Below are 23,558 nucleotides of genomic sequence, written 5' to 3' on the forward strand. Positions count from 1 at the left end.
TATTCCGGCGGCCTTTTTTATGCTAAGTGTTTATTTGTTGGCTTACTCAATGAGCAGTTCACCCTCCCGCCAGTTTGCGGCAGGTAGTGTGATGGATCCACTCGAATAAGTTATGCTGAGTTGTGTGCCGCTTTCGTCATAGAAGCGCCACTGTTTGCCAGAATCTGGAGCCTTCAGTCCGTTGAGTGTGATGTTCGGCCCAGCAATGTCATTTCCGGCTGTACTGATGTAGGTGCGACTTATGCTTAGATTCTCGCTAGTGTTAATATCTACTTCATCTTCCGTCACCAGTATAACTGTAGCAAATCCGCTCGTGCTGGTAATGTCCAAGTATTGCAAATTTGCCGGAGACGAGCTGTCCAGCGTACCGCTGAAGACCTCAGCTTGGTCCGCCGCACCAGTCAGCTGATTACGGGTCGTGTCTTTAATGATCTCGCCCGTGTCGGCAGTTAATTGACTACCACTAGGCGATCCGGTCATATAGGAAGCCGTGTCCTGCCCACCGGGTTTGGTTCCGAAAGTCTTGCGAATTTCGTGTAAGTTTTGCCAACCAGGTTGGTAGTCATACTTATTAGCCATCAGGTTATTGTAGTTGGATTCCCAGATCGGATCGTCTACATAGATCGTGATTGGTGATTGAGAGCGCGCAAACAGGCCACGGCGGAAAATAAGACCGGCAGTACGCATATGATCCTGCATCATCAAGTCGCTAATCATATCGCCCAACTGCTGAGTCCGAGAAACAGGATCACCCTGGCCGTCGACGGCGACATTGCGATCGCCATGATTCCAGGAAAACCAAGTGATGCCGGACCAGCCTTGTAGCAGACCATACGTAGCTGCGCCTGCGATGAGCATCGTGCGCTTCGGGTCGTCTTCTGCTGAGTGGCTTACGCTTTCTCGTTGGTTGAATTCGCCGATAACGAAGGGGCGATCAGCTACAGTTGATCTTGAAACTGAGCGAATCCAGTCGTCCAGAGTGTCGGTAATTTCCGGGCGAACGTAGCCGTGATTTTCAATGTAATCACCCATTTCGGCATTGAGTTTGAGTGGACGTTCGCCGCGCCATAAGTTGGAGAAGATGAACGCCTTGCTGTAGCCCAATGAAGTTACATGGTCTTTCATCCGCTGGAAGTGTGCGCGATCAAGTCCGTCCAGAAAGTCAGAGCGCGCCTCTTTTTGTGACGCGGTGCTGGGGCTGTATATGTCGCATGGGGTGACGCCATGAGCGCTGGTGTAATCGCTCCATTGGTCATTGAGCATGTCCGTCCAATAACTGACCGCCGGAAAGCTATTGCTGAGAAACTGGTTGCCGGCGACAATCACATATTCAGATGCGAATTCGTTGATCGTCTCTACCGCGTAAACTTGAGGGTCTTCACCATAACTAAGCCCTGTGTAGGGATTCACATGGGTTAGCAGAGCCGTGGTGAACTCTTCGTCGATCAAGGCTGCACGCTCGTCAAAGACTGGCAGCATTTTCTTCTTATCAATGGAGAACTGCCAATTAGCGGCATTGAGGTCCTCAATCGCGTCCTGCCAATCCTCTTCGTCAGTAGAATTTGTTGAAAGAATCGAGACGTCCCCAGGTAAATATTTCCGGGAAAAACGCGTGGAGAAGGTAACGTAGATTCCATGTTCACGAAGCCGCGCATTTAAGTAGTCAAAGCGGTCAAGTGCTTCATCATCCAATTCCCGTGAGGTGTCATTTTCGTAGGTGACCAGTGCAGCGATTTCCGACTGTGTGTTCCAGTCGAGGCTCGAACGCAACATGTGATGCCATCGGACACAATTGACGCCACGGTCAGCGAGGAAGGCGGCATAGGCGTCAGCCATTTCGTGATCCGGATAAAACGCGACAGAATTTACGGCCCAGAAGCGAATCGGTGAGTTATCACTCACGCGCACAAACTGGTCGCCATCGACGGTGAGCGACTCGATAAGTCCTTCGCCTGGTGGTGCGGGGCGGACGCCACCGTGGTAAGTAACCTCCAGTCGCGGTGAGAAGGTATCGTAGCTGCCATCTCGCCCTTTCAGGCCATCATAGGTGTTATCGCCAAAGAGGACTAGACCATGATTTGAGATTGATCCAGAATACCACGCTTGGACAATGTCGGTTACATCAACGGTCACCCAATTGTCGTTTGAAATGCTAGTAAATATACCCTCTGATCCGAGAGAGCTGTCGTAATCAATGTCTGCGATGGGGCCGGGGGAGGATGCAGAAGAGTTGCCCCAGTAAGCTGTTGGCGATCCGCCATCATAGGCACGATAATTCCAAGTAGAATCTGTGCTATTCCAGTCCTTGAGAAGAGGGTAGGCGGTGAACGTCTGTGGAGCACTGCCCCATTGGCTCTTCATGTATAGATGAAGCACTGCCGTATCGATTGTGGCACCAGAGGTTGGGAGTTGCTTGAGGCTATCGCCAATGATCTCTTCGAAACGAATGAGCCCGGCTTTGGCAACTGACGATTGTGGTTGGCCAAAAGCGTAGATGTGTCCATCGGTAATTCGACTCAATGGAGAACTACCATCGATGGTGGCCCAAACGGTTGAGTGATAACCGTTTTGATCTTGTTGGAAATTGAGTGTTCCGGATTCACCGGATCCAGACTCAGCGTAGCTAATGTTGAGAATGGGAGAAAGTGCGCCATTGGTCATGGAGCGTCCGTACATGCCCTCGTAGTTGGCATCTCCGAAAGCAATGATGCCATTATTTGGAATAGTTCCCTCATGCCAAGATTGGACAATATCAGTGACATCAAGCGTGATCCAAGCGCCGCTGACAGCACCGGTGTAGTTGGCTATCTCGTGAATGGATGCATCGTAGTCGACATTGGCGACAGGGCCAGCAGTGGCAGATGAGCCACCTCCCCAGTAGGCCGTTGGAGATCCATTGTAAGCACGATAGCTCCAAGTGGCCGTGCTGCGGTCCCAACTGGTCAACATAGGGTAGAGGTTGAGTTCCTGTGTGCCCCCCCCACCCCACTGGTTTACCAGATAGATTTCGATGCTTGCGGATTGGATCGTGACGTTGCTTGTGGGAACTTGGCCGCCGCCGCTTCCGAAAATATCGTCGAATTGAATCAGGCCGGGCTGCGCGGCAGTTGCTCCAGGTTGACCAAAAGCATACCAACGCCAATCGATGATGCGACCCAAAGGATTGGCCTGTTGAATTGTACATGTGGAAGAGGAGCTATAACCATTTAGATCCTGTTGGAAGCTTGCCGTGGTTAGAGTGATTGGCTCGTATGTTATTTCCAGAATGGGAGAAAGTGCGCTATTGGTCATGGAGCGCCCGTACATGCCCTCATAGGTGGCATCTCCGAAAGCAATGATGCCATTGTTAGGGAGGGAGCTATCGTGCCAGGCTTGAACGATATCCGTAACGTCCATTGCGATCCATTCGCCACTCACTGCTCCTGTGTAGTTCGCTACTTCATGGATGGATGTATCGTAGTCAACATCAGCTACAGGCCCGGCAGTGGCGGCGGAACCGCCCCCCCAATAGGCTGTGGGCGAACCGTTGTAGGCCCGGTAGCTCCAAGTGGCTGTGCTGCGATCCCAACTGGTCAGCATAGGGTAGAGGTTGAGTTCCTGTGTGCCCCCCCCACCCCACTGATTTACCAAATAAACCCATATTTTGGCCGATTCAATAGAAACTCCAGATGCAGGCACTTGGCCGCCGCCGCTCCCAAAAATATCATCAAATTGAATTAGGCCGGGCTGCGCGGCAGTTGTTCCAGGGAGACCGTAGGCGTACCAACGCCAGTCAATGATTTGACTTAAGGGATTCGCTTGTTGAATCGTGCATGTGGCAGATGAAGTGTAGCTATCCTGATCTTGCTGGAAGTCAACGGTGGTGGGCGACCCGTGAGACAGCAGGGATAATGTTAGATAAGTAAACAATAGGTTGGCTAACTTGTAGCGCTTGAATCGAAGCATGGGTTTCTCCTTTGATAGGGATTATTGAGGGGTTGAAGGCCCATCGTGTAGCGATCATAGAGTTTATTCAATATAAATGTATCTTAAAAATACATTAAAGAAAAACCCAAAAGAGCTTGATGAATGTATCTTTTTAATACAAACATATGGTTTCACGAATTTATTCATGTTTCTATCGACTGCTCACATCCCGTTAATACACGCTTCCAGCGATGGTAGGGTGAATTTGACTGGTGAAGTTGGCCGAAAAACCGACAATGAGGCGATGCAGTCAAAGCTAGATGTCCAAAACATGAATGAAGCAACCCGCTATCAAGCTGCGCGAACGCTGATAAAACGCATGGTGTTGAGCGGTGAGGTTGGTCATAATCAGCAGTTACAGCCTGAGTTAGAAATTTGCCGAGAAACCAATCTTTCACGGACTACTGTTCGTAAGGCTATTTCTGATCTGGTCAACGAGGGCCTGTTGGTTCGCTACCGGGGACGTGGAACGTTTGTGAATATAAGCCGCACATCGTCTCAGAAAAAGTTGTTAGCGTTATTATGCTGCCAATATCCAAACGTATCCGGCGCTTATAATTTGCTCATCCAAGGGGCTCAGGAAGCGGCGTCTCGCTTGGGTTATCAATTGCTGCTGGCAAACGATTACAACGAAACTGAAGCGGCACTTGAACAGGCGATGCATCTCAATGAGCTCCGTGTGGCAGGGACAATTATTGTGCCCTTGCAGACTCCGACATCCAACAACCCGACCAGTCGTATAATTCGGGCTTTACGCCAAGCGGGCCAGCAAGTTGTGCTGCTCGATGAAAATTCTTCAGATGACGAATTAGTCAGTGTAGTTAGCCAAAATCGCGAATCAATGCGCGAACTGACGATGCACCTCGTGCAGCGTGGTTACCGAAGAATTGCCTTTCTTACTGGCACAAAGACCCAGGAGGTAGCAGAGCGCGAAATGGGCTTTCGCCAAGCAATGGAAGAAAAAGGACTTGAAGTGCCTCCAGAGTATTTCCTTGAAGTTGCGGGACGTGACCCAGCTTCGCAGGGGCGGCAGGAAATCGATGTCTTTATGGCTATGCGTACACCACCAGAGGCGATTGTATGCCTTCACGATTTAATTGCGCTCAATGCCATGGGGCGTTGCGCCGAGCGAGGTTGGCGTGTGCCGCAGGATATCGCTATAGTTGGCTTTGACGATTTGCCGCAAGCTCAGATGAGTAGCCCACCATTGACGAGTGTTCATCAACCACTACGAGAGGAGGGCAAGCGCGCATTGGAGTTATTGGTTGAGTTGCTGAATGGGAAGAAGCTGGTTGGTCACCATGAGCGATTGCCTTGTCGCTTAGTTGTCCGTGATTCCTGCGGCTCCACTCTACCCCAAAAAACCTGATCTTCAGTACTCGATAAGGCACTAAGCAATCCTCACAACATTTACTGTCGAACCCCTAATCGTTTCACTAATATTTAAACGATCATAATACCATATTAATTCAACAATAAATCTATCCCGTATGTTTATACAGACCAGCTTGCGCCGAGTTATTTTCGGCCTTACTTGCCTTACGGTTGGAAGCTTAGCAGCTAATGAGAAACAACAGAGTTCGAAGGCTGCCTTGCCCCCGCCCCCCCTACCTGAACTCACTATAGAGGGCGCTAATTTCGTCGCTCCAGATGGGCATGTCGTGCGTTTCTGGGGAGTGAATTCGACATCTTTCTATCCAGAGCATTCCGTGGCGGATGCCTATGCAGACAATTTGGCGAAGTGTCAGATCAACCTACTACGTCCTCACCACTTGTTTCGCCAAAGCCTCGACTGGAATCCTGGAATGGGCAGCGGTGCGATTGTTGATTACCGTAACGATTCACGAACATTTGATCCGGTCATGCTCGATCGTTTCGACTACCTCAATGCGGCTCTCCAGCGCAATGGAATCTACTTGGCGATGTCGGTTCATTTCTCCCGGCGCTACGTGCCAGGCGATGTAAAAATCATCGAGACTGACAAAGCGGATGAGGCTGCCTGGATGTCTGCCTTGAGCGAGCTCAACGGTTGGAACTGGAAAAAAGCTATCGATGTTCGCAAATCGCTGCCGGTCATTGATGAGCGTGCCGCTCGGCTTAATGAAGAATTCATCACTAAGCTAATGAAGCACCGCAATCCTTACACTGGGCTGACTTACGCACAGAGTTCGCAAGTGTTGACTTTGGAAGTTATCAATGAGTCTTCCCTGCAATACGCGATTACTTGCGGTAATCGTTACCCAGAATACTGGCAAAATAAACTTGAGGCCAAATGGGCGAACTTTGCGACCGAGAATGGACTCTCTGATCCGGGTGATTTTTATAAGCCATCGACTCAAAAGGCAAAGGCGCTTCGTGATCGATTTCTCCTTGAGCTTGATGAAGCCTATTACCAGCGGATTCGCAATGTCGTGCATGAAACGGGTAGCGAGGTGCCGATGATGTTTTCTAATCTATGGCGCGGTGAAGGCGCTCTGGCTATTCAGTCTGAGCACTCCGAAGTAATTGAAAACCACGCATACATTGACCCACTTGTCGTGCGTAACGCAAAGGATGGCTTGGGCGATGCATCGTTAAATGCACTAGTAGACAAACCGTATTTTATCGGGGAATTCAACCAGGCTGAAGGAGAGAGGAATATTCGTGAACAATCGCCCTACCGAACCATGTTGATGGTAGCTGCTGCGGCCTATGGAAATTTTCAGGACTGGAGTGGAATCGTCTGGTTTGCTTGGAATCATGGAACACCGGCGATTGCTCCAGATGGAAAGTCTGTTTCCGAAGGCCGGGAGTCTAGCCTTGGCAACATGGTTGCAGATGCAATGATGACCGATCATTTGCGCACTGCAGGCCTCATGTTTCGTCGGAGCATGGTCGCTGAAAGCAGTGATCCTATCGCTCTCTGGATCGATGAGCCTTATCCGGGCGATAATAATTACCACAAGCTAATGACCGGGAAGTTCCGCGTGCAGTCAGGATGGTTCAACCGCCATGGAATACGTCGTTCTTTCGGTCCTGAGCCCAGCGGCCAAGCTTCGGAGCCTTGGTTTAAGGAGTCAGCTGGCGATGTTCTTGTCAGCGACACAGGAGAAATCATCAAGGATACCGTTCGCCGCCAGCTTACCGTTACAGCGCAGGAGGCTGAGGCTTTCAGTGGATTCCTCGATGAGGCAGCTCCAGCCGGTCTTTCACATTTGATTCTAGATGGCGAGAAAGACTTTGCGACTGTCATTTTGGTTGCGAACGACAATAGGCCTCTTTCTAAGAGCAAAAGTCTTCTTATCAGCCGCACTGCCATGAATCCCGAGCAACAAGAGATTGATGGTCCAAAGGTCATTTTGGCAAATATGGCGCAACCGAGTGGAGGCCAATGGAAATTCAAAGTAACCAGACCATCATCGATAAGCGAAGCTCAGTCGGTCGCACTTAGCGCCGATGCGAATGGCCGTTTGATCCTACCCACCGATGTTTGGTACGAAGCTGAGCTGGTTTTAGCAAAGTGATGTCCCGGCTGCATCGAATGCAGGGATGAAAAAGCGAGGTTGATATATTCAACCTCGCTTTTCTTATGGGTGAATTCGAGCATGCTTTTTGTAGTAGGTAAGCTAGCCTTTCCGACTTGGATGCTAACACGAACCATATATACTGTTGATCACTAGACTGTTTCGTCTCTCTTCTATTTCACTTTCAAAATAGGTTCATTTTGATAGTCGAACGCTGCGAATACCGAAGGGACGGTTCCAAGTTTTCTCAGCAGAGGGTTCTTCAAGCATATTACAATCTTCCATCTTGGAGAGATTCTCATCTGGTGATAATTCCAGCATGGAGGCACCTCCGGCTGCGTCGTATAGCCGGACGATGACACCATCGCCATTTTCGGCGGGCTTGACTGTTTCCACAACCGCGTTTGGAGGACAGTACGCGAGGAGCGGTGTATCGGCAATTGTTGAACCTGGATGAGTTAGTATTGGCGTGTTCAGTTCGTAGGCGGGCCTTACGACGGATTCGACGGAAAAACTGCCAGTATGAGGCAACAGGGAATAAGTGAAAAAATGGAAGCCACGGTCTCCGCGAGGGTCAGGATGCCCTCCCCCCTTCATTAGTGAGAGCCGCACTTTACCTCCGCGCACCGAGAGGCCGTATTTGCCGTCATTGAGCAAGGCTACTCCGAAATCTGACTCTGAGAGGTCGCTCCATTTATGCTGGCTTACTTCAAAGCGTGCACGGTCTTCAGCGAAGTTTGCATGGGTGTTCCGCTGCAGATGTCCAAACTGAATTTCGTTTCGCGCCATTGGACAGTGGATTGCTAGGGGAAATTCTACCCCGAGGTACCTATGTGGTTCCTCCCATTGGATTGCCGTTTCAAAGTCTACTTGGGCTGTGTGTGAGTGGAACACCATGTCCTGCTGTAGCCAGGATCGTCCGGTCAGATTAACTTTGTAGCGAAGTCGTAGCTGGAGTGGTCCATTTGCCACGACCTGCAGTTCGCCATATGAATTGATCGGCGTGAGTTTTCTTTCCATGTCCTCATCAATATCCCAGTTGTCCCACTGTGCGGGGATGTCTTCTCCAAAGAGTAGGTTGTTGAGCGGTCCACGATAGCTATCGCGGAGCTCACGCCCACTATCTAGGTCTACCCAGGAGGCGATGCGTCCTGCTGGGTCTAGCTCAAGGCGCGCAAAAGGTGTTAGGATTGTGGAGCCATCCAACTCAAACGGCGACCCTGACTTTTGATTTGCGGCACTCGCATCTTGCTTACTTATAGCAGAGAAAGCGGATGCGCCTAGCGGAGGTAGGTTGAGCCCCTCCAAGATGTGCCGCCGCTCGCCCCATGGCGTTTCGATGGTTTGTGTGATGATCCCATCGGGTAATGAAAGGTCCGCAGAGATCCAGCCTGATCGTCGTGTCCAATTCAGCGAATTATGAAGACTGAAGGTATCTATTTCAGGAACGGATAGTGAATCGAGTAATTCACTACTGAAAGCGCGCGCGTCGGATACCAATTCGTCCAGTTCGCGAATAGCACGGTCATGTACCGCCGGGATGGAAGTTCCCGGAAGAATGTCATGAAATTGATTTATCAGCAGGACTTTCCACAGTCGTTCGAGCCGCTCGTGGTCGATGGAAATATTCGCCAAGCTCGTACGCGCCGCGCAATATTCGAGATTGCGCAAGGCAAACTCTGCGCTGCGGTTCAGTCGTTTAATGGCGGCTTGCTGGGTGAAGACGCCGCGATGGCCTTCAACATATAGCTCCCCGCAGTAGAGCGGTGCTCGTCGGGCGTCCTGTTGTAGTTCCACCATGAAAGCCGAAACGGAAGTGTATTCACCGCGCGGGCAACCGTCGACGTCCGCCACACGTCGGGCAATTTCCAATGTCTCAAAATCGGGACCACCTCCTCCATCGCCTTTGCCAAAGGATATCAAGCGCGCCTGATTAACATCAGGGTGGCGGACGCAATTTTCTGTTGTGCGGAAGTCCTTGGGGCCTGTTCCAGCAAGCTTATTGATGAGTGTGCCAGGGTCTGGTTCGCAATGGATATCATTGAAGTGAGTGAAGATTTTCGAACCGTCGATGCCTTCCCACCAGAATGTATCGTAAGGGAAACTGTTAGTTTCATTCCAACTCAATTTCGTCGTTAGAAAGTAGCGAATATTGCATCCAAGTAGAATCTGGGGAAGAGCAGCTGTGTAGCCGAATGTATCGGGGAGCCAGAATGTGTCTGATGTATAATCAAAATGCTCCTGAGTAAAACGTTGGCCGTAGATGAATTGTCTAATCAGCGATTCGCCGCCTGATAGATTAACATCAGGTTCGACCCACGCTCCCCCGTTCGGCTCCCAACGGCCTTCCTTGGCGCGCTGCTGAATACCTGTGAAAATGTCGGGGTAGTGTTCGCGCATAAAATCCGCATGGACTGCGGAGCTTTGAATGAACCGGTATTCCGGATACTGGTCCATCAGGCGAAGGGCATTGCTGTATGTGCGGGCGCATTTGCGTATACTCTCGTCGATCGTCCACAGCCAAGCGGTATCCATGTGCGAATGGCCAATGAGGCCTGCTCGTGGTGCCGAGTCTCCGTTGCGTTTAGCTAGAACGGATTGTAGGATTTTCGCGGCCCTGCAAAGGCCGTCTCTCCAAATTGTTTCCTCTACGGTGTCAGGTTCTTCCCAGACTGTAGTGAATACGTCGCTAAGTGCAGCGAGTAGCTCTCCTTTTCGGAAACTACGCTCGGGCAGGGCTTCGCTCAAGGTTCTAGCGATGTGCAGATCGATTACGAATTGCAGAACTTGGTCGTCTCGTCGGAGCAAGACTATATCCTTGAATTGACGAATGTATGGAGGCCGGTAAGCGTCTTGGGTTTCCGGGGTGTCTCCTGGGTGCACTCCCACGATTTCATGTCCAGCATAAGCTTCTACTGCGATTTCGAAGCATTCCCCGGTGTTTGTTGACTGACTGAGCAAGAGTGTGTGGTGGTTTCCACGAATGTTCTTGTAGCTGGCATGATTAAAGATGCCTGCTGGCTTTCCATTGATCCAGAGCAATGCTTCGCAGCCGCCGGTATTAGCCGCAATAAACAGCGGTTCGCTGCGACCGTGATCAACCCTGTAGCTCGCGCGAAACCAAGCGCTGCTTCCTGACCCACCCCATTGAAGGCCGTCTGCAGCTGGTCGCCAACTAGCCCGGTCATCAGGAACAGAGCGCCAATGCTTGTCCGTTTCCAGATAGTCTACGGTGAGAGTCGTACAAGAGCGAAAGATGAACGAGCGATAATTGCTTTCAATACGCTCTAGCTTTGCGATCGTTTTGGGATGAGTAATCATTTTGGAAGAGTTTAAGACGAGCGTTCAAATGTCGTTTCAAATAGATATCCTTCCTTTTAACGATGGATCTGTAAAATGTTTTATTTAATAACAATTGAATTTCATCGACTATCTATTCCCATATTTCAAAGAGAATCAAAACCTTGACTGTTTGTATCTTATGAATACATTAATAGCTATGTTGCTTTTGAAAACCCCAATCCTTGACCGATCCCGCCAACTGCGGTGCCGTACCAACCGTGGATTTACACTCACCGAATTGTTGGTTGTGATCGCCATACTCGCCATACTAACGGCGATATTAATACCAGCAGTTGGCCAAATACGAACTTCTGCTCACAGTGCCGCTTGCGCTTCCAATTTACGACAGCTTGGGGTGGATTTTCGGCAATACTTGAATGACTATGGAGATATTGTTCCAGTGGGTTGGGTTGATAAAAACACACAGAAGGAACTTGATCTCCCATATGCAGGCGGTTGGTTGGATTACTATTCCGGGAGTCTCTCAGCGGATCAAAAAGGTATCATCGGTTGTCCAGTTCAACGCGATGAGAAGCACGAGATTTGGATAGCAGCCGACAAGACGAACACTGAAATCAGACAAATAAGGACCTATGGATTCAACGGAGATCTTGGTTTTAACTTGCGAGAAGGGAAACCGAAGCCAATGCCAATTGCACGGTATGAAAACCCATCCAAGACTTTACTAATGGCTGATGGCAATAACGATGATATGGATGGCCATGCCAGTTACTATAATTCCAACATTAAGCATTATCGCTTGCCCGAGGACGTGCACAGTGGGAAGTCCAATATGCTTTTTCTTGATGGGCATGTCGAAAGTCTTGGATTAGCAGAAATTTCGACTGAAGTATCGGAGAGTTCTGAAGGGCGTTTATTTTGGTATGGAACCAGAATATAAAATTGATATCCGTGACGTAATCCCAATTTCCCATGCCATTGGCAGTGCCAGAGAAAGCACGAGTCATCTAATGGAGTTCGTGAGGCGCATGTGCGTCGTCGGCGTTCATACCATCAATCCCCGGCACCATCATCATCGGCATCGACGCTGCTGGCCAGCAAATCAAAAAATAGCTGTCGCACATCCTCCACCCCGCCAACGATTTAACCTGCTCCCCTAAAATCAACCAACAGGATTGATTGATTTCAGGTTTTCGTAAATGGACGACAACCCGGATTCTCCTGCATCAATCAGAGCGTTCTCCATTACCTGTCGAATCTCATAGCCGCTAATGTCAGATAGATTCGCTTTTCCCTGACTGGCTAATGCAACAGCTGTGCCAGCGGCCTCCCCCAAAGTCATACAGGTTGGCATCACACGAAAACTTCCAGCGGCTTCGTGAGTTGCACTGATACAACGACCAGCTACGGCCAAGTTTTCGATACCCTTCGGCACAAGGCACTCCCAAGGAATTCCGTATGCACTAGCCACCCCCTCCATCATTTCAAACTGGGTATCACTGCCTTCTGGATTATGGACGTCAATTGGGTAACAGCACAGAGTGACACTGGATTCGGGAATGCGACCATCGCGAACATCAGAATCCATCAAAACGGCACGGCCGATAATCCTACGAGATTCACGGACACCAATTTGCGGACCAGTTTGCAGGAGATACGCACGACTAAAGCCTGGCACATAACGAATAAAAAAGGAGCATAGTTCCTCGGCCTGGCGTCGCCCCTCAATTTCAGCCAAAGTTGTCTCCTTAGCACAGCATGAACTCAGTCCATTAATGCGGGTGCCATTGATGGTCACACGTGTAGGATCACAGGGCATGGACCAAATCATAGCAATCTCGTTGCGCGGGATTGACCAAAGCCCTTGTTGATACGCATCGGCAACTTCATCGCTAAAGTGATCACCGGCCACCGCATATTTGCCATTGACCATAGGTAGCCCGGCATCCTGCCAAACATTGGGATCGAATCCACCTAGCTGAACAACCATCGACATTGGTTGCGTTTTACTATCGGATCGGCGCCCGTGCGTCATTTCGGCTCCGGCCAATGCGCAAGCATCGCCATCACCAGTAGTGTCAACCAAGTAACGGCATCGCACTTGGGTGGAGCCTCCCTTGTGAACAAAAGTAACAAGCCACCCATCCTCAACTCGCTCAACCGAAGTCAGCATAACGTGAAATAGACACTCCCCACCCGCCTCAAGGAACAAGCGCTCCATGGTGACCTTGCAGCTTTCTGGCTCGAAGAAGTCCCCCTGTGAAACGGGATCGTAGTAATGCATACCGCGCTCATTCTGGCGACGAACAAACTCGCGGTAAATGGCACCCGACAAGTTTTGGGTGCCGCTGTGGTGATTGAGGTAACAGCTAAGACCAGCCGCAGTTCCCATGCCGCCAAGATAGCCATGCCGATCTGCTAATAATACGCTAGCCCCGCCCCGCTGGGCAGCCAGGGCAGCACCAAATCCAGATGAGCCACCACCAATAACGACGCATTGCTTGTGGATTAATGAAGTAGAAAACCGCATACTAGTAGTATAGTATTCACAAAAAATTCTCAGCAAGCATACCACACGCCCCACAAACAATCGCGTTCCACTATTGGAACGTTTGAATGTACGGTAGTAATTCTCAATTGACTCTACGCCAGTACGCTATTGATAGATATCGTGGCCCTAGGAAAATCTCCACTTAGCAATGGCATAGCCGCAATACGCTTAATGGTTCAAAGTGGCCATTCTTGGGGAGTTACTGCATTGGCTAAGGAATTGGGTATGCCGAAATCCTCGATTCACCGTCTGTTACAAAGCCTGATTGAACTCGGTTTTGTCCAGAAGATTGAGCAAACCAAACGCTATACAGTTAGCGCTGATATCTTTGAGTTTATCCATGAAATCGCGACGCACTTCGGTAAAAATCGAAGCTTGGGTGAATGCCTTTGGGAAGCTGCAAGGACGTTGGAGTGCAGCGTCTATCTTAACATGCTTGGGCACCAGTGTTCCTATGTGATCTGTGCTGCCGGTGAAGAGGGCAGCACATCAAAACTTGGCCTGCATGCGAAGAGTTATGAATCTTCCGCTGGTAAAGTACTGATTGCACAAATGGATGAAGCAGAGTGGCCACGATATGCGCCGCCTAACGATGCAGAGAATCCATCGCAGAAGAATCCCCAATCGGAACGCTTTTATGGCCAATTACGCGAGGCGCGCGACAAACGCGTGGCATGGAATCTGCGTGAATCAAGTCCCAATTACGTTTCGTTGGCTGCAGTCGTACGAGAGCCATTTATAACGCAACCACGTTTGGCAGTCGCCTTACTCCTGCGCTATGAGGAACTGCGCTTACGCGATCCCGATGAATTGGAACAAGCAGTTCTCGTCTTAGCCGATGAACTTGAGCATATACTTGGGCTACACTAATATCCGCGGCGAATGCTGCCAATCCGGCCAGCACACAAGTGAGATCCACCATCCTAAATTAACTCACTCAGCCGAGTCGCTTTTGGAGACAATGGAAACAGATCCATCATTTTTACGGGCTGACCTGTCGTGATGGATCGATTACCCGCGGCACCCACCAATAACGAAGCAGCGCCCTGCTGATGCCCAGCATTTCGGCCAAGACTTTCAGGCGGTGGATGGGGGGAAAACATTTGTTCCTGAATCAAAGGATCAGCACCGCCATGTCCGCCTTCGGGCATATTGATCGGTATGTTCTGAGAGTCTTCGAACAATCGCTGAAGCTTCAAGCTAGCCCCACGCGAAGAATTTGTTTCAAATTTGATATCGCGATCGCCAGTAATGATATGAGCGGCATGTCGTTCGTAATATTCGATTCGCCCCTCATCTCCGGATATGGATACCCGGAATCCCTCGGCAGGACAATATGCATTCAGAGAATAACTGGCAATAACGCCGCTGCGGTAACGTATCGTGGCGCTTAGGGAGTCCTCAATATCGATGTCGGCGCGAAATACATTTTCATCGCGGATGTAGCCGCTATCGGATTCTGCCTCTCGGTAAAGACCATTAAGCGTTGGATCACCTTCAAGGTTCATTCGAAATGGATCGCCTTCGGATTCCTTGATGCCGGTATATCTTGGATAGCGTGTCAACGGCTCTTGACCACGCGCAATAGCGTTATCCCGCCCATAAAATGCCAGGGAGCCCATGGCGAATACCGTTTCCGGAATGGAATCAATCCACCAGTTAATGAGATCAAAGTGGTGCGTCGATTTATGCACGAACAGCCCGCCAGACAGCTCTTTGTAGCTGTGCCATCTGCGGAAATAATCGGCTCCATGAGCGGTGTTGAGCATGTATTCAAAGTCCACATGCTTCACCGATCCAATTGCCCCACTGGCAATTAGCTGACGGACTTGTGTGGCTCCCGGAGCCCAACGATAGTTAAATGTCGTACGAACGCTGCGCCCCGTACGCCGAACTGCATCATCAATCACCGCAAATTTATCCGCGTCTGTCGTGAGCGGCTTTTCGCAGATAACATCCGCGCCAAACTCCAAACTGTGAACAATGAACTCATGATGCAGATAATCGGGCACACAGACAATAACGGTGTCTGGCTTCGTTTCACCCAGCATACGGTCAAAATCCTCAACCCCGTAATCCGGAACCGAATCAATGCCGTATTCACTACAAAGCCGATTTTGGTGCCATCGGCGCCGTGTCGCGCTGGAGTCGCAAAGTCCTACCAGTTGACAACTATCGCGATAAGTATCGGCAATCGGATCAATAAACATGGGAATACGACCCCCCGTTCCCACGGCAGCATATCGATGTCGAATCATAGTATTTACTTCCGAATGTTCACCAAATATTCTTCGACACGCTCATCGTCGACGGCCATTGATTCCACGTGACCGTCAGCCATAAACATGCTCATCATCTCATCATGGCGAGCTTCCAAACGATGCTTGCCTCCCCATCCATTTACATTACCACTCAACGAGACATAACCAGCGCCATTTGCCTCGTGCTTTGTCTCTGCCAGTATGGCTGTGGTTGAAGGATCGGACAGAGTCATTAACCTCGGTGCATTTGAAATTGGTGAGCCGCCAGTGAGATTTATGGCATACGTTCTGTAGGCTTCCATTGGATAAGTGTGACGATGTGAAGGGCAGATAAAAACGCCCGTGTCACCGTGCTTAGCGAAGGGTACCTCTAGTTGTCTCATCATCAGAATTTGCCAAGAAACCTTGATCTCAGGATTCGTCGGATCAGCCTGCATCGACAATGGCAGTTGGCCATTGTGTTCTTGGGAAAACATGGTCAATGCTTGCCCAAGCTGCCTCAAATTGCTGGTGCACGTAGTATTATCCACCTTATTTCGAATATGTCCAACTACGGGTATAAGGATAGCACCGATAATCGCAATAATGGCGATTGAGACAAGGAGCTCGACTAGCGTGAAGCCGTGCGATCCATTAGAGGTATTATGAGATTCAGTGAACATCATTAGGGGTAGTTTGATTATAATAAGTCGGCTCTCCTGAGCGCCAAACGAACCTATGCGACAGAACGCTGTTCGAAACCTTGTTCATGTTTGCTGATTCGCTATAAGTCATCCATGGCTTTTCTTTATTCCCGTTTTGGTAAACTTCTAATACGTCGCACGAGGCATCGACTTCCTTGCGGATCAGCAATTGTGTAATTCCATTTCCCCAAGTACGAACATTTTCTGCATAAAACCCAGCTTCACCCGAAAAAGCCAGGCCCAGACCAAGATTATCGTAAAAGTCTACATTCTCCAACCTTACATACGATTTACCTATATTGAGTAAGCCATTGTCGTTCTCGTAGAAGCGACTGTTTCTGATGGTTAATTCCACAGTATCATGTGCGGAAATTCCTTCATCAAAATTTTGATAAACTTCAACATTATCAAATACCAATCCACTACTTTTCCCATGTAAATTAATTCCGTCGTTAAGTGATCCTGTCACGACTAGATTGCGATAAATATGATTAAAAACGGTCCCAAGAACCACAACAGCATCACGGCTGGAAATTTCCCAACCCTCATCTGAAATCCCGCGCGAAAGAGATATCAATCCATTCGACGGATCATACTCGACTCCATACTCAAACTCACCATTTGTATGCTGCTTGATTCGCTTGCCCTCAAAGCGCAAAACAAACGACGAATCCGCTTTGACGCTGGCATTACCATTCTTGAACTTAAGCGGTTCAAAACCGGTGATTTCATTTCCGTTGCCTTCTATAATAATTGGGTCACCCTCAGTTCCTGAGACAGGCACGCGCAACACTTCCCGATAAGGACCAGTACCCGGTTCGATCCAAAGCGTATCGCCCGCCCGAAGTACTTCAGTGGCGCTCGCGAGAGTCGCATAGGCATTCGAATTGCCCGGATCGACCTTAATCACCTTAGCAAAGGATGTCGTCGGGATTAATGCAGTGCAAAGGCTTAAAGCCAAAGCAGTTTTCTTGAGCTGTATCAGGGTGAACATAGGTAATAATCTTAATCGACAAGGACTTCGGTAGAATTGTTTATGCTGATCGGTAAACTGGCATTAAGCCCATAATCAACACCACACTTCGGGGAACTGTCTAAGTTTGTGTCTAGGATGGTGTTATTGCGGATAACGACATCGCGGGATTGATTAAGAAAAATTGCTGGGCCGCCAGTTTCCTCAATCAAATTGTTTTCGATGATAATGTCATGGTGCTTGCTCGCGGGCCATGGCGCCTCTGACGAGGCTCCACGGTGAAAGACCGAAATCGCTCCTGGTGCGTAAGAACTCTTCGCTTGTAGTTTGGGGTCAAAGCTCACGCTAATAATTGTATTGCCGACTATCTTAATATTCCTGACCCAGCCAGCCTCGCGGAAAAAGGCAAGCTCATGCCCCAGTTTGATAGCGGCTTGTTTTACATTCTCTATGCGATTATTCTCTATTAGACCATCCGATGACATAATGCGCATACCGCATCCTCGATGGTTATGGAAATTGTTTTCGCGAATGATGTAACCGGGAGCGGATATAGCAGGAATGTCAATAAAATCCCCAGTTTTCACCGTTAACGGCCCTTCGAGTTCCAGGCGATAGACGGTATATCGACCCGGTTTAACGGCATACGATTTCCAAACCGACTTGGCAATTGAGGCAAATTCTTTTGCGTCTGCCTGATCAACAGCAAATTCCGAAACGGTAGCGGTCCCCTTGATGTCGAATGACTCAGGGTCCATTGAGCGTACTTCATCGCCTGGCCGAATCACTGAAGCATAACCCTCGACTGAGTAAGGCCGCAACAAATAGACAACGTTGCCTTTTACCTTTGCGACATAAAACGCAATGCCATGCAGATTCACTGCATCGTCTCCCATGAACGAAAAATCGCAGTTTTCCAAAATGGGCCCCGTGCGCGCATAGGCGTAATTAAATCCATCAGCACAAGTCGAAAACAAGCGTGGCACATTAGCGCCTTCAGGCGTTGGCCCACGTTCAATCCGATAGTTAAAGTAATTTTCACCATCCATGAATCGGCAGATAACCCCAATCGAAGGAACGGTCCAAATAGTGACATCCTCGATTCGGACATCACCACTGTTTTCGATTCGAATTCCGCGTGAATGTCGAAAATCTAGAACGATGTAGTCCCCCTGCTCTATTGCATCAAATACATGTCTACGATCCGAATAGAAAGTAAGCACGCCCTTGCGTGGAGTGATTGCCTTCGCCTCATTAGCATAGATATCGGGCGCGCCTTTTTTCCAATCAAGCGTATTCGGGTTAAAAATATGTGCACGCCCAGTGAGGAGTTTTGGCGAAAGATCTGGATAACCATCATGCACGTCAAAGAACACTTCGCCCGTCTCTGGATTTTTACTTTCAACGGTTGCTTGAGTGAATGGCAGCGGATCAAAGTCGATCGTAAAACCGCGCAAGACCAAACCCTTACAGTTCGTGGCAAGAATACCGCCGTCATTCCATTGAGTGAAGACCAGAACTGCCGCATCACCCTCTAGTGTAAAATCCGTCAACCCGTCTAGACGCAATCCGTCATCCAGTCGGTGCTCACCTGCGGGAATCACCACATGATTTTCACCCGTAGCTACAGCGTTATCTATTAGCGTTTGCAGGCCATTGCCTGCGCTTGCAAGTATTGGTAACATAATAAGAAGTATGTAAGCTAAGTGACGCATATTCAGATTCTGGCCTTTACGAAATAACAGCCACTTGGCCATTCAGTGAGGTTGCAACATAACTAGGGTAGCCTTGCATCGTATATCAAAATCCCTGATGATGAGCCAGACATCAAGCGCATTGGTTTTCCAAGCGTCATCCGTGTTCCACAACTGGAACGGCCAATTAGAAAGACCCCGTTAGCATAACAGTATCTAGCGCTCCAGAAGTTGCCAATGCACCAGAAGTTCCAATAGTGGAACGCAGGTCGTCCAATAAATAACCTAGAGACTGACATATAGCTGATTCTAATGAAAAATGCAGCCACAGTTATTTACCCACCAACATTCGACGGTGACAGCGAAACCCCACAGAAAACGTATCGCCGAACGAAATGTCAGGCCACATTGAATTTATAAATCATGAAATGGTTCAACAACAGCAATCTCATCCCCATAGCCGCAATTTTGCTAACTGCACAAACCCTACTGGCCGATCAAGTGCCGCACATTACTAAAATGAACGATTGCACCGTATCCCTCCCCCAGGAAGCCCGCTTCATTGCAGTAGATAAAACGAATGCTCCAAAAGCCTGGTGCTTGGTGGAAAACACCGCTAACAATCAACGAACGCTCCGGCTAGATTTACTGATCAACCGCCCCAGGGAAAAGCCTGAGCTTCAGTCGCAAACGCTACGCCTCGCAGCCAAGGAGGCGCAGCAGGTGAGTCTCCCATCCGCATGGTTTGATCAATACGGAATTTATCGTCTCGAATTCAGGCTCGTCGAAGGCGAAGACGCCTCGCCTTGGGCCAACGATATCCTTGCAGTTTACCCCCGTAATCCTCAACCCGAACTGGGTGAAAGCGTCATGCCGATAGGCTTTGCCACAGGTGCCGCTCTTTGCACGCCTAGGCTGCTTGAATTGGCTGCTTCACTCGGCTTCGAATACTATCGCTACAACGCGGTATGGCAACACGTGCAGCCGCAAGAGGGAACTTGGAACTGGGAGCGCATTGACAACTATCTCGACCTCGTGAAGCGTTATAATTTTCAGTGGCATGTGACGACTACTGGTTGTCCCTCCTGGGCGACAGAGCAGCGATTCGATCCCCCACCGCTGGACGCTTGGCGCGAGTGGATAAGCGCTCTGGCCACACGCCACTCGGAGAGCATGCAATTCTGGGAAGTGTGGAACGAGCCGAATATCAGCTTTTTCAATGGCTCGGTCGAAGAATACACTCAGCTTCAACGCGTGGCCCATGACGCGATCAAGGAGGCATCCCCGAGCACCGTCGTTACATCGGGTGGTTACGCAGGCATGAACCATCACAAGTCAAAACCGGGTGCTTTCGAAGCCGCCTTTTTAGAGCACCCGCGCGCCTATGACTGGTTCGCATACCATATGCACGACGCTTTCCCTCAGTTTTATAGTGATCTGCACCACCAACTCGCAGCCATTCAACAGCGCACGGGCAAAACCGATGTCCCGATTGTCTTTACCGAGACCGGCTACGACACTCGCCACGGGCAACGCTTCCAGGCTGAAACTTTATTAAAAAAAATGACCTACGCCGCCGCCATTGGAGCCAAGAGCTATACCTGGTATAACCTGATGGATCGCGCTGGCGGGAATGAATCCAACCGGGCAGGGAAGACCTTCGGCCTGATCTCGAATCCTACCGACACTGGCGACTTCGCATCAATCGAAGACGAGTTGCGCCCTAAGGAATCCTTTATTGCCGCTGCGACCGCTATCCCTCAATTGCGCCGCTTACCCCCTCTGCAGGTTTGGTCAGAGAGCGACGGCCTATTCGCTTTTCTCTTTGGGCGTCCCAACGATCAATTACTGGTGACATGGCGCGAAAACCCACAAATTCCCGAGGCCATCTGGGCGGTTCGAAGTGAGGCAACCCACATCACCCAGCGCGACCTTTTTGGCAACACGACCGAGATTCCGCAGATCGACGGCGTCGCCCTCATTCCTCTGGGAGTTCCTCAATATTTTGACTTCGAAGGGTCCGAAGCCCCGCCCCGCCTCCTAGGGCCACTGATCACGCTGCCTCACACGATTTCAGCTAACGCGGAGGGTGTAGCTGCCGTAGAACTGAAGCTGCATAATCCGCTTGATCGCGCAATAATGGTCAACGCAGCAGTCGGGGAAATCGGGGAGGAGCTCCTACCGCAAGCAGACTCGCGCGAAATTGCGGCAGGGGAAACCTTGATTTTTCCCATGAGTTTCGACGTCGGTGAGGGCGCTTTGGGCAAAATCGTAAACGTTGAAGCTCAATTCACCTTCTTGGACACGCCTTGGGCTCCTCGTCTGAACATCCCGATCGTCTACAATGTAATCCGCGCCGGTCAAAACACCAAAGTCATACTAAACAGCTTGAATCAAGTGACCAACAAACAGGACTACGACCCACATACATTACATTTGCTCTGGGGGAGTCCGGCCGACCTGAGCGTCCAGGCAAATGTTCTCTCTGACCCTTCGTCTGACCTCATCAAGATAACCTGTAAGGTCACCGATAACCACCACTATCCAGCAAGTAGCGAAGAGAGCCTTCTGGATGGCGACGCCCTGGAAATCGGTTGGACGGGCGCTGATGGTGCTAGCGGGCATCTAGCGATTGCTGGCGATGTTGGCACATCCCCGCGCAACGAATTCCATTTGAACGGAGAGCTGATTCACAAGTCACCCATCCGCTCAATTCAGATCACACGTAAGGATACGACCACCACTTGGGAACTAGCACTCGACACGCGGCACATGGGGCTATGTGAAAAGGATTTCAATGATGGCCTACGATTCAACTTTGCAGTTCACGATAACGATAGTGAAGGCCCAAAAAGCTGGATGTCGCCAGTCCCGGGCCTAGGAGGCAAAACACACTTTTCCTCGGACAGCTTCCACATACTTCAAATCGGCATGAAACAGTAATCGCTATAGCTCGCTGTAAATCGCTTCAAGATGACCCGTTCAGCATATGGAACAAGATAAGTCTGCATGAGGAGTAACCACTTGATTGAGCATCAGCTTATCGTAATATCACGAAAACAAATCACTGAATAGTTAGAATACTCACCACCAAAAAAATGAAAAAACCAATACCCCATACACTAACACTATCCCTCATTACTGTCGCCCTGCACATGGCAACGGCCCCATCTTTACAGGCCGTTAATTATACATGGAACAATTCGGGGACTGACTGGAACTCCGATGCGAGCTGGAACAGCTCCAGCGGCACCTTTCCAAATTCCGGCGGCGATTTAGCAATTTTTTCCAGCAGCGCTGCCAATAATCCGCATATTAATTCTTCCATTTCGATTTCACGCATGACGGCCAACAGCTCTTCAGCATCCGGCTATACGCTGTCATCGAGCAATGCGGGTGTCAGCCTCACACTAGGTAGCAATGGAACCGGAATCTCTAGTGCAATCAACTACACTCCGACAGTTGGAATTTTTACGATTGATGCCCCAATCATTTTTGGTGCATCTGGAGGTACAACGCAGAGCGTTAACGTCAATAGTGCATCCAGCTCGGTCTTTGGCAATGTAATCATAAACGGAGCTGTTACAACGCCCAACGCGATTACACTAAATAAAAGTGGAACGGGTTGGCTAACTCTAACCAGTGCGAGTAATGCCTGGAGCGGTGACATTCAGGTAAGTGATGGCACGCTGGCATTGAGCGGAGCGGGCATCCTTGGCAGTGGCAACTTACTAATGAATAGCGGCACATTCGATCTCTCCGGGATAAGCTCTGGATCCTTTAACCATTCGGCTTCGCTTTTAGGTACAGGCTCAATTGTTGGCGGTGGTAAAACCCTCGGTGTCAATGGCCTGAATCCAAATACCAACTTGGCCCTAGATGACGTGACACTTTCTCTCAGCGGCACAAGCATATTTGGCTTCTCGAATCCGACCTTCCAAGCAGGCACGTTCGATACAGTCATCGGTGTCGATAGTTCTGTTGAGTTTTCAGGCACTCTGGAGCTCAATTTTTCCGGCGGTATTTATAGCATTGGGTCATCAGCCCAGATTTTTAACGCACAGAGCTACACGGGTGATTTTTCGGACATCGACTTTACTGGATTGGATGTAGGTCAGTCGGCGACATTTAACCCCCTAACTGGTACCGTCACCATTATACCGGAAGCCAATTCATACGCCCTGCTCTTTGGCTGTGGCACGTTCCTATTCCTCTTCTGGAAACGACGCAAAAACTAATTTTGATATAAGCATATTGGTTCTAGTATAGGGCGCGAGTATCTCAAGGGATCTCGCGCCTCACTTATGTCTATACTTTACCGCGTTCGGGCAGTCGATGACGTCAATTGCCTTCCCGTTCCAATTACGTTTACAGGTGACTTCGATCAACGTGCTAATTCTCAGCCGTTCACTCCGATTACAGATTTCCAATGCCCTTAGAGCCTGCTGATTATGCCGAGCAGGCTCCGCTGAGGTTGATGTGATTGAGTGGTGGATTTTTGACACATGTACAGGCTCACGCCTTGCGATGGAACATGGCGAAGCGGTCGAGGTTGTAGGTCAGGTTGGCAAGAGCCGTCTCGAAGCAACATCGTCGTTTACCGATACGGCGGAAGCGGTCGCCG

At 49.7% G+C, this 23,558-nt stretch carries 13 protein-coding genes; 6 read left to right on the forward strand and 7 right to left on the reverse strand.

All coding sequences use genetic code 11. From position 1 onward, the window contains the following. Positions 1-42 precede the first annotated feature (42 nt). Positions 43-3,945 carry a DNRLRE domain-containing protein gene (locus IE065_RS09095; protein WP_189514213.1) on the reverse strand — a complete coding sequence of 1,301 codons (3,903 nt, stop codon included), beginning with the start codon at positions 3,943-3,945 and terminating at the stop codon, positions 43-45. 76 nt (positions 3,946-4,021) lie between these two features. Here IE065_RS09095 and IE065_RS09100 point away from each other — a divergent pair, with 76 nt between their 5' ends. Further along, a complete protein-coding gene (locus tag IE065_RS09100; RefSeq protein ID WP_200163373.1) occupies positions 4,022-5,335 on the forward strand; it encodes a substrate-binding domain-containing protein in 1,314 nt (437 codons plus the stop codon). Between the two features lie 121 nt (positions 5,336-5,456). After that, on the forward strand, positions 5,457-7,469 hold the full coding sequence (locus IE065_RS09105) for a hypothetical protein (RefSeq protein ID WP_200163372.1): 2,013 nt from the start codon (positions 5,457-5,459) through the stop codon (positions 7,467-7,469). Between the two features lie 195 nt (positions 7,470-7,664). On the opposite strand, the gene IE065_RS09110 is transcribed toward IE065_RS09105, so the two are convergent. Then, complete coding sequence (locus IE065_RS09110; RefSeq protein ID WP_189514215.1) at positions 7,665-10,790, reverse strand: alpha-mannosidase; 3,126 nt, start codon at positions 10,788-10,790, stop codon at positions 7,665-7,667. Between the two features lie 160 nt (positions 10,791-10,950). On the opposite strand from IE065_RS09110, the gene IE065_RS09115 reads away from it, so the two are divergent. Next, a complete protein-coding gene (locus IE065_RS09115) occupies positions 10,951-11,712 on the forward strand; it encodes a prepilin-type N-terminal cleavage/methylation domain-containing protein (protein ID WP_189514217.1) in 762 nt (253 codons plus the stop codon). 222 nt (positions 11,713-11,934) lie between these two features. Here the strand turns inward: IE065_RS09115 and IE065_RS09120 are convergent, their stop codons facing one another. Continuing rightward, a complete protein-coding gene (locus IE065_RS09120; RefSeq protein ID WP_189514219.1) occupies positions 11,935-13,302 on the reverse strand; it encodes an FAD-dependent oxidoreductase in 1,368 nt (455 codons plus the stop codon). Between the two features lie 141 nt (positions 13,303-13,443). On the opposite strand from IE065_RS09120, the gene IE065_RS09125 reads away from it, so the two are divergent. Next, positions 13,444-14,193, forward strand: a complete 750-nt coding sequence (locus IE065_RS09125) for an IclR family transcriptional regulator (RefSeq protein ID WP_200163371.1) — start codon at positions 13,444-13,446, stop codon at positions 14,191-14,193. A 53-nt stretch (positions 14,194-14,246) separates the two neighbouring features. Here the strand turns inward: IE065_RS09125 and IE065_RS09130 are convergent, their stop codons facing one another. Genes IE065_RS09130 through IE065_RS09145 form a run of 4 tightly spaced genes read right to left on the reverse strand, consistent with a single transcriptional unit; the run spans position 14,247 to position 18,925 of the window. Beyond that, entirely contained in the window at positions 14,247-15,581 is a 1,335-nt protein-coding gene (locus tag IE065_RS09130) for a Gfo/Idh/MocA family protein (protein ID WP_189514220.1), read from the reverse strand. A gap of 5 nt (positions 15,582-15,586) precedes the next feature. Beyond that, entirely contained in the window at positions 15,587-16,249 is a 663-nt protein-coding gene (locus tag IE065_RS09135) for a type II secretion system protein (protein ID WP_189514222.1), read from the reverse strand. Continuing rightward, a complete protein-coding gene (locus tag IE065_RS09140; protein WP_189514223.1) occupies positions 16,236-17,261 on the reverse strand; it encodes a right-handed parallel beta-helix repeat-containing protein in 1,026 nt (341 codons plus the stop codon). Before IE065_RS09140 ends, IE065_RS09135 begins: the two co-directional genes overlap by 14 nt. Before the next feature lie 11 nt (positions 17,262-17,272). Continuing rightward, positions 17,273-18,925 carry a right-handed parallel beta-helix repeat-containing protein gene (locus IE065_RS09145; RefSeq protein WP_189514225.1) on the reverse strand — a complete coding sequence of 551 codons (1,653 nt, stop codon included), beginning with the start codon at positions 18,923-18,925 and terminating at the stop codon, positions 17,273-17,275. A 432-nt stretch (positions 18,926-19,357) separates the two neighbouring features. Here IE065_RS09145 and IE065_RS09150 point away from each other — a divergent pair, with 432 nt between their 5' ends. After that, positions 19,358-21,877: a hypothetical protein gene (locus tag IE065_RS09150; protein WP_189514227.1), complete on the forward strand. Its 2,520-nt coding sequence runs from the start codon at positions 19,358-19,360 to the stop codon at positions 21,875-21,877. A gap of 155 nt (positions 21,878-22,032) precedes the next feature. Beyond that, positions 22,033-23,172, forward strand: coding sequence for an autotransporter-associated beta strand repeat-containing protein (locus tag IE065_RS09155; RefSeq protein ID WP_189514229.1), 1,140 nt, complete (start codon positions 22,033-22,035; stop codon positions 23,170-23,172). The last annotated feature ends 386 nt before the right edge of the window (positions 23,173-23,558 follow it).

The organism is Cerasicoccus arenae (genome assembly GCF_014651635.1).
Classification (GTDB): Bacteria; Verrucomicrobiota; Verrucomicrobiia; order Opitutales; family Cerasicoccaceae; genus Cerasicoccus; species Cerasicoccus arenae.

Excerpts from the sequence above, each read along its gene's own strand:
- IE065_RS09095 (WP_189514213.1), bottom strand. The coding sequence starts at position 3,945 with ATGCTTCGATTCAAGCGCTACAAGTTAGCCAACCTATTGTTTACTTAT.
- IE065_RS09100 (WP_200163373.1), top strand. The coding sequence starts at position 4,022 with ATGTATCTTAAAAATACATTAAAGAAAAACCCAAAAGAGCTTGATGAA.
- IE065_RS09105 (WP_200163372.1), top strand. The coding sequence starts at position 5,457 with ATGTTTATACAGACCAGCTTGCGCCGAGTTATTTTCGGCCTTACTTGC.
- IE065_RS09110 (WP_189514215.1), bottom strand. The coding sequence starts at position 10,790 with ATGATTACTCATCCCAAAACGATCGCAAAGCTAGAGCGTATTGAAAGC.
- IE065_RS09115 (WP_189514217.1), top strand. The coding sequence starts at position 10,951 with ATGAATACATTAATAGCTATGTTGCTTTTGAAAACCCCAATCCTTGAC.
- IE065_RS09120 (WP_189514219.1), bottom strand. The coding sequence starts at position 13,302 with ATGCGGTTTTCTACTTCATTAATCCACAAGCAATGCGTCGTTATTGGT.
- IE065_RS09130 (WP_189514220.1), bottom strand. The coding sequence starts at position 15,581 with ATGATTCGACATCGATATGCTGCCGTGGGAACGGGGGGTCGTATTCCC.
- IE065_RS09135 (WP_189514222.1), bottom strand. The coding sequence starts at position 16,249 with ATGATGTTCACTGAATCTCATAATACCTCTAATGGATCGCACGGCTTC.
- IE065_RS09140 (WP_189514223.1), bottom strand. The coding sequence starts at position 17,261 with ATGTTCACCCTGATACAGCTCAAGAAAACTGCTTTGGCTTTAAGCCTT.
- IE065_RS09145 (WP_189514225.1), bottom strand. The coding sequence starts at position 18,925 with ATGTTACCAATACTTGCAAGCGCAGGCAATGGCCTGCAAACGCTAATA.
- IE065_RS09150 (WP_189514227.1), top strand. The coding sequence starts at position 19,358 with ATGAAATGGTTCAACAACAGCAATCTCATCCCCATAGCCGCAATTTTG.
- IE065_RS09155 (WP_189514229.1), top strand. The coding sequence starts at position 22,033 with ATGAAAAAACCAATACCCCATACACTAACACTATCCCTCATTACTGTC.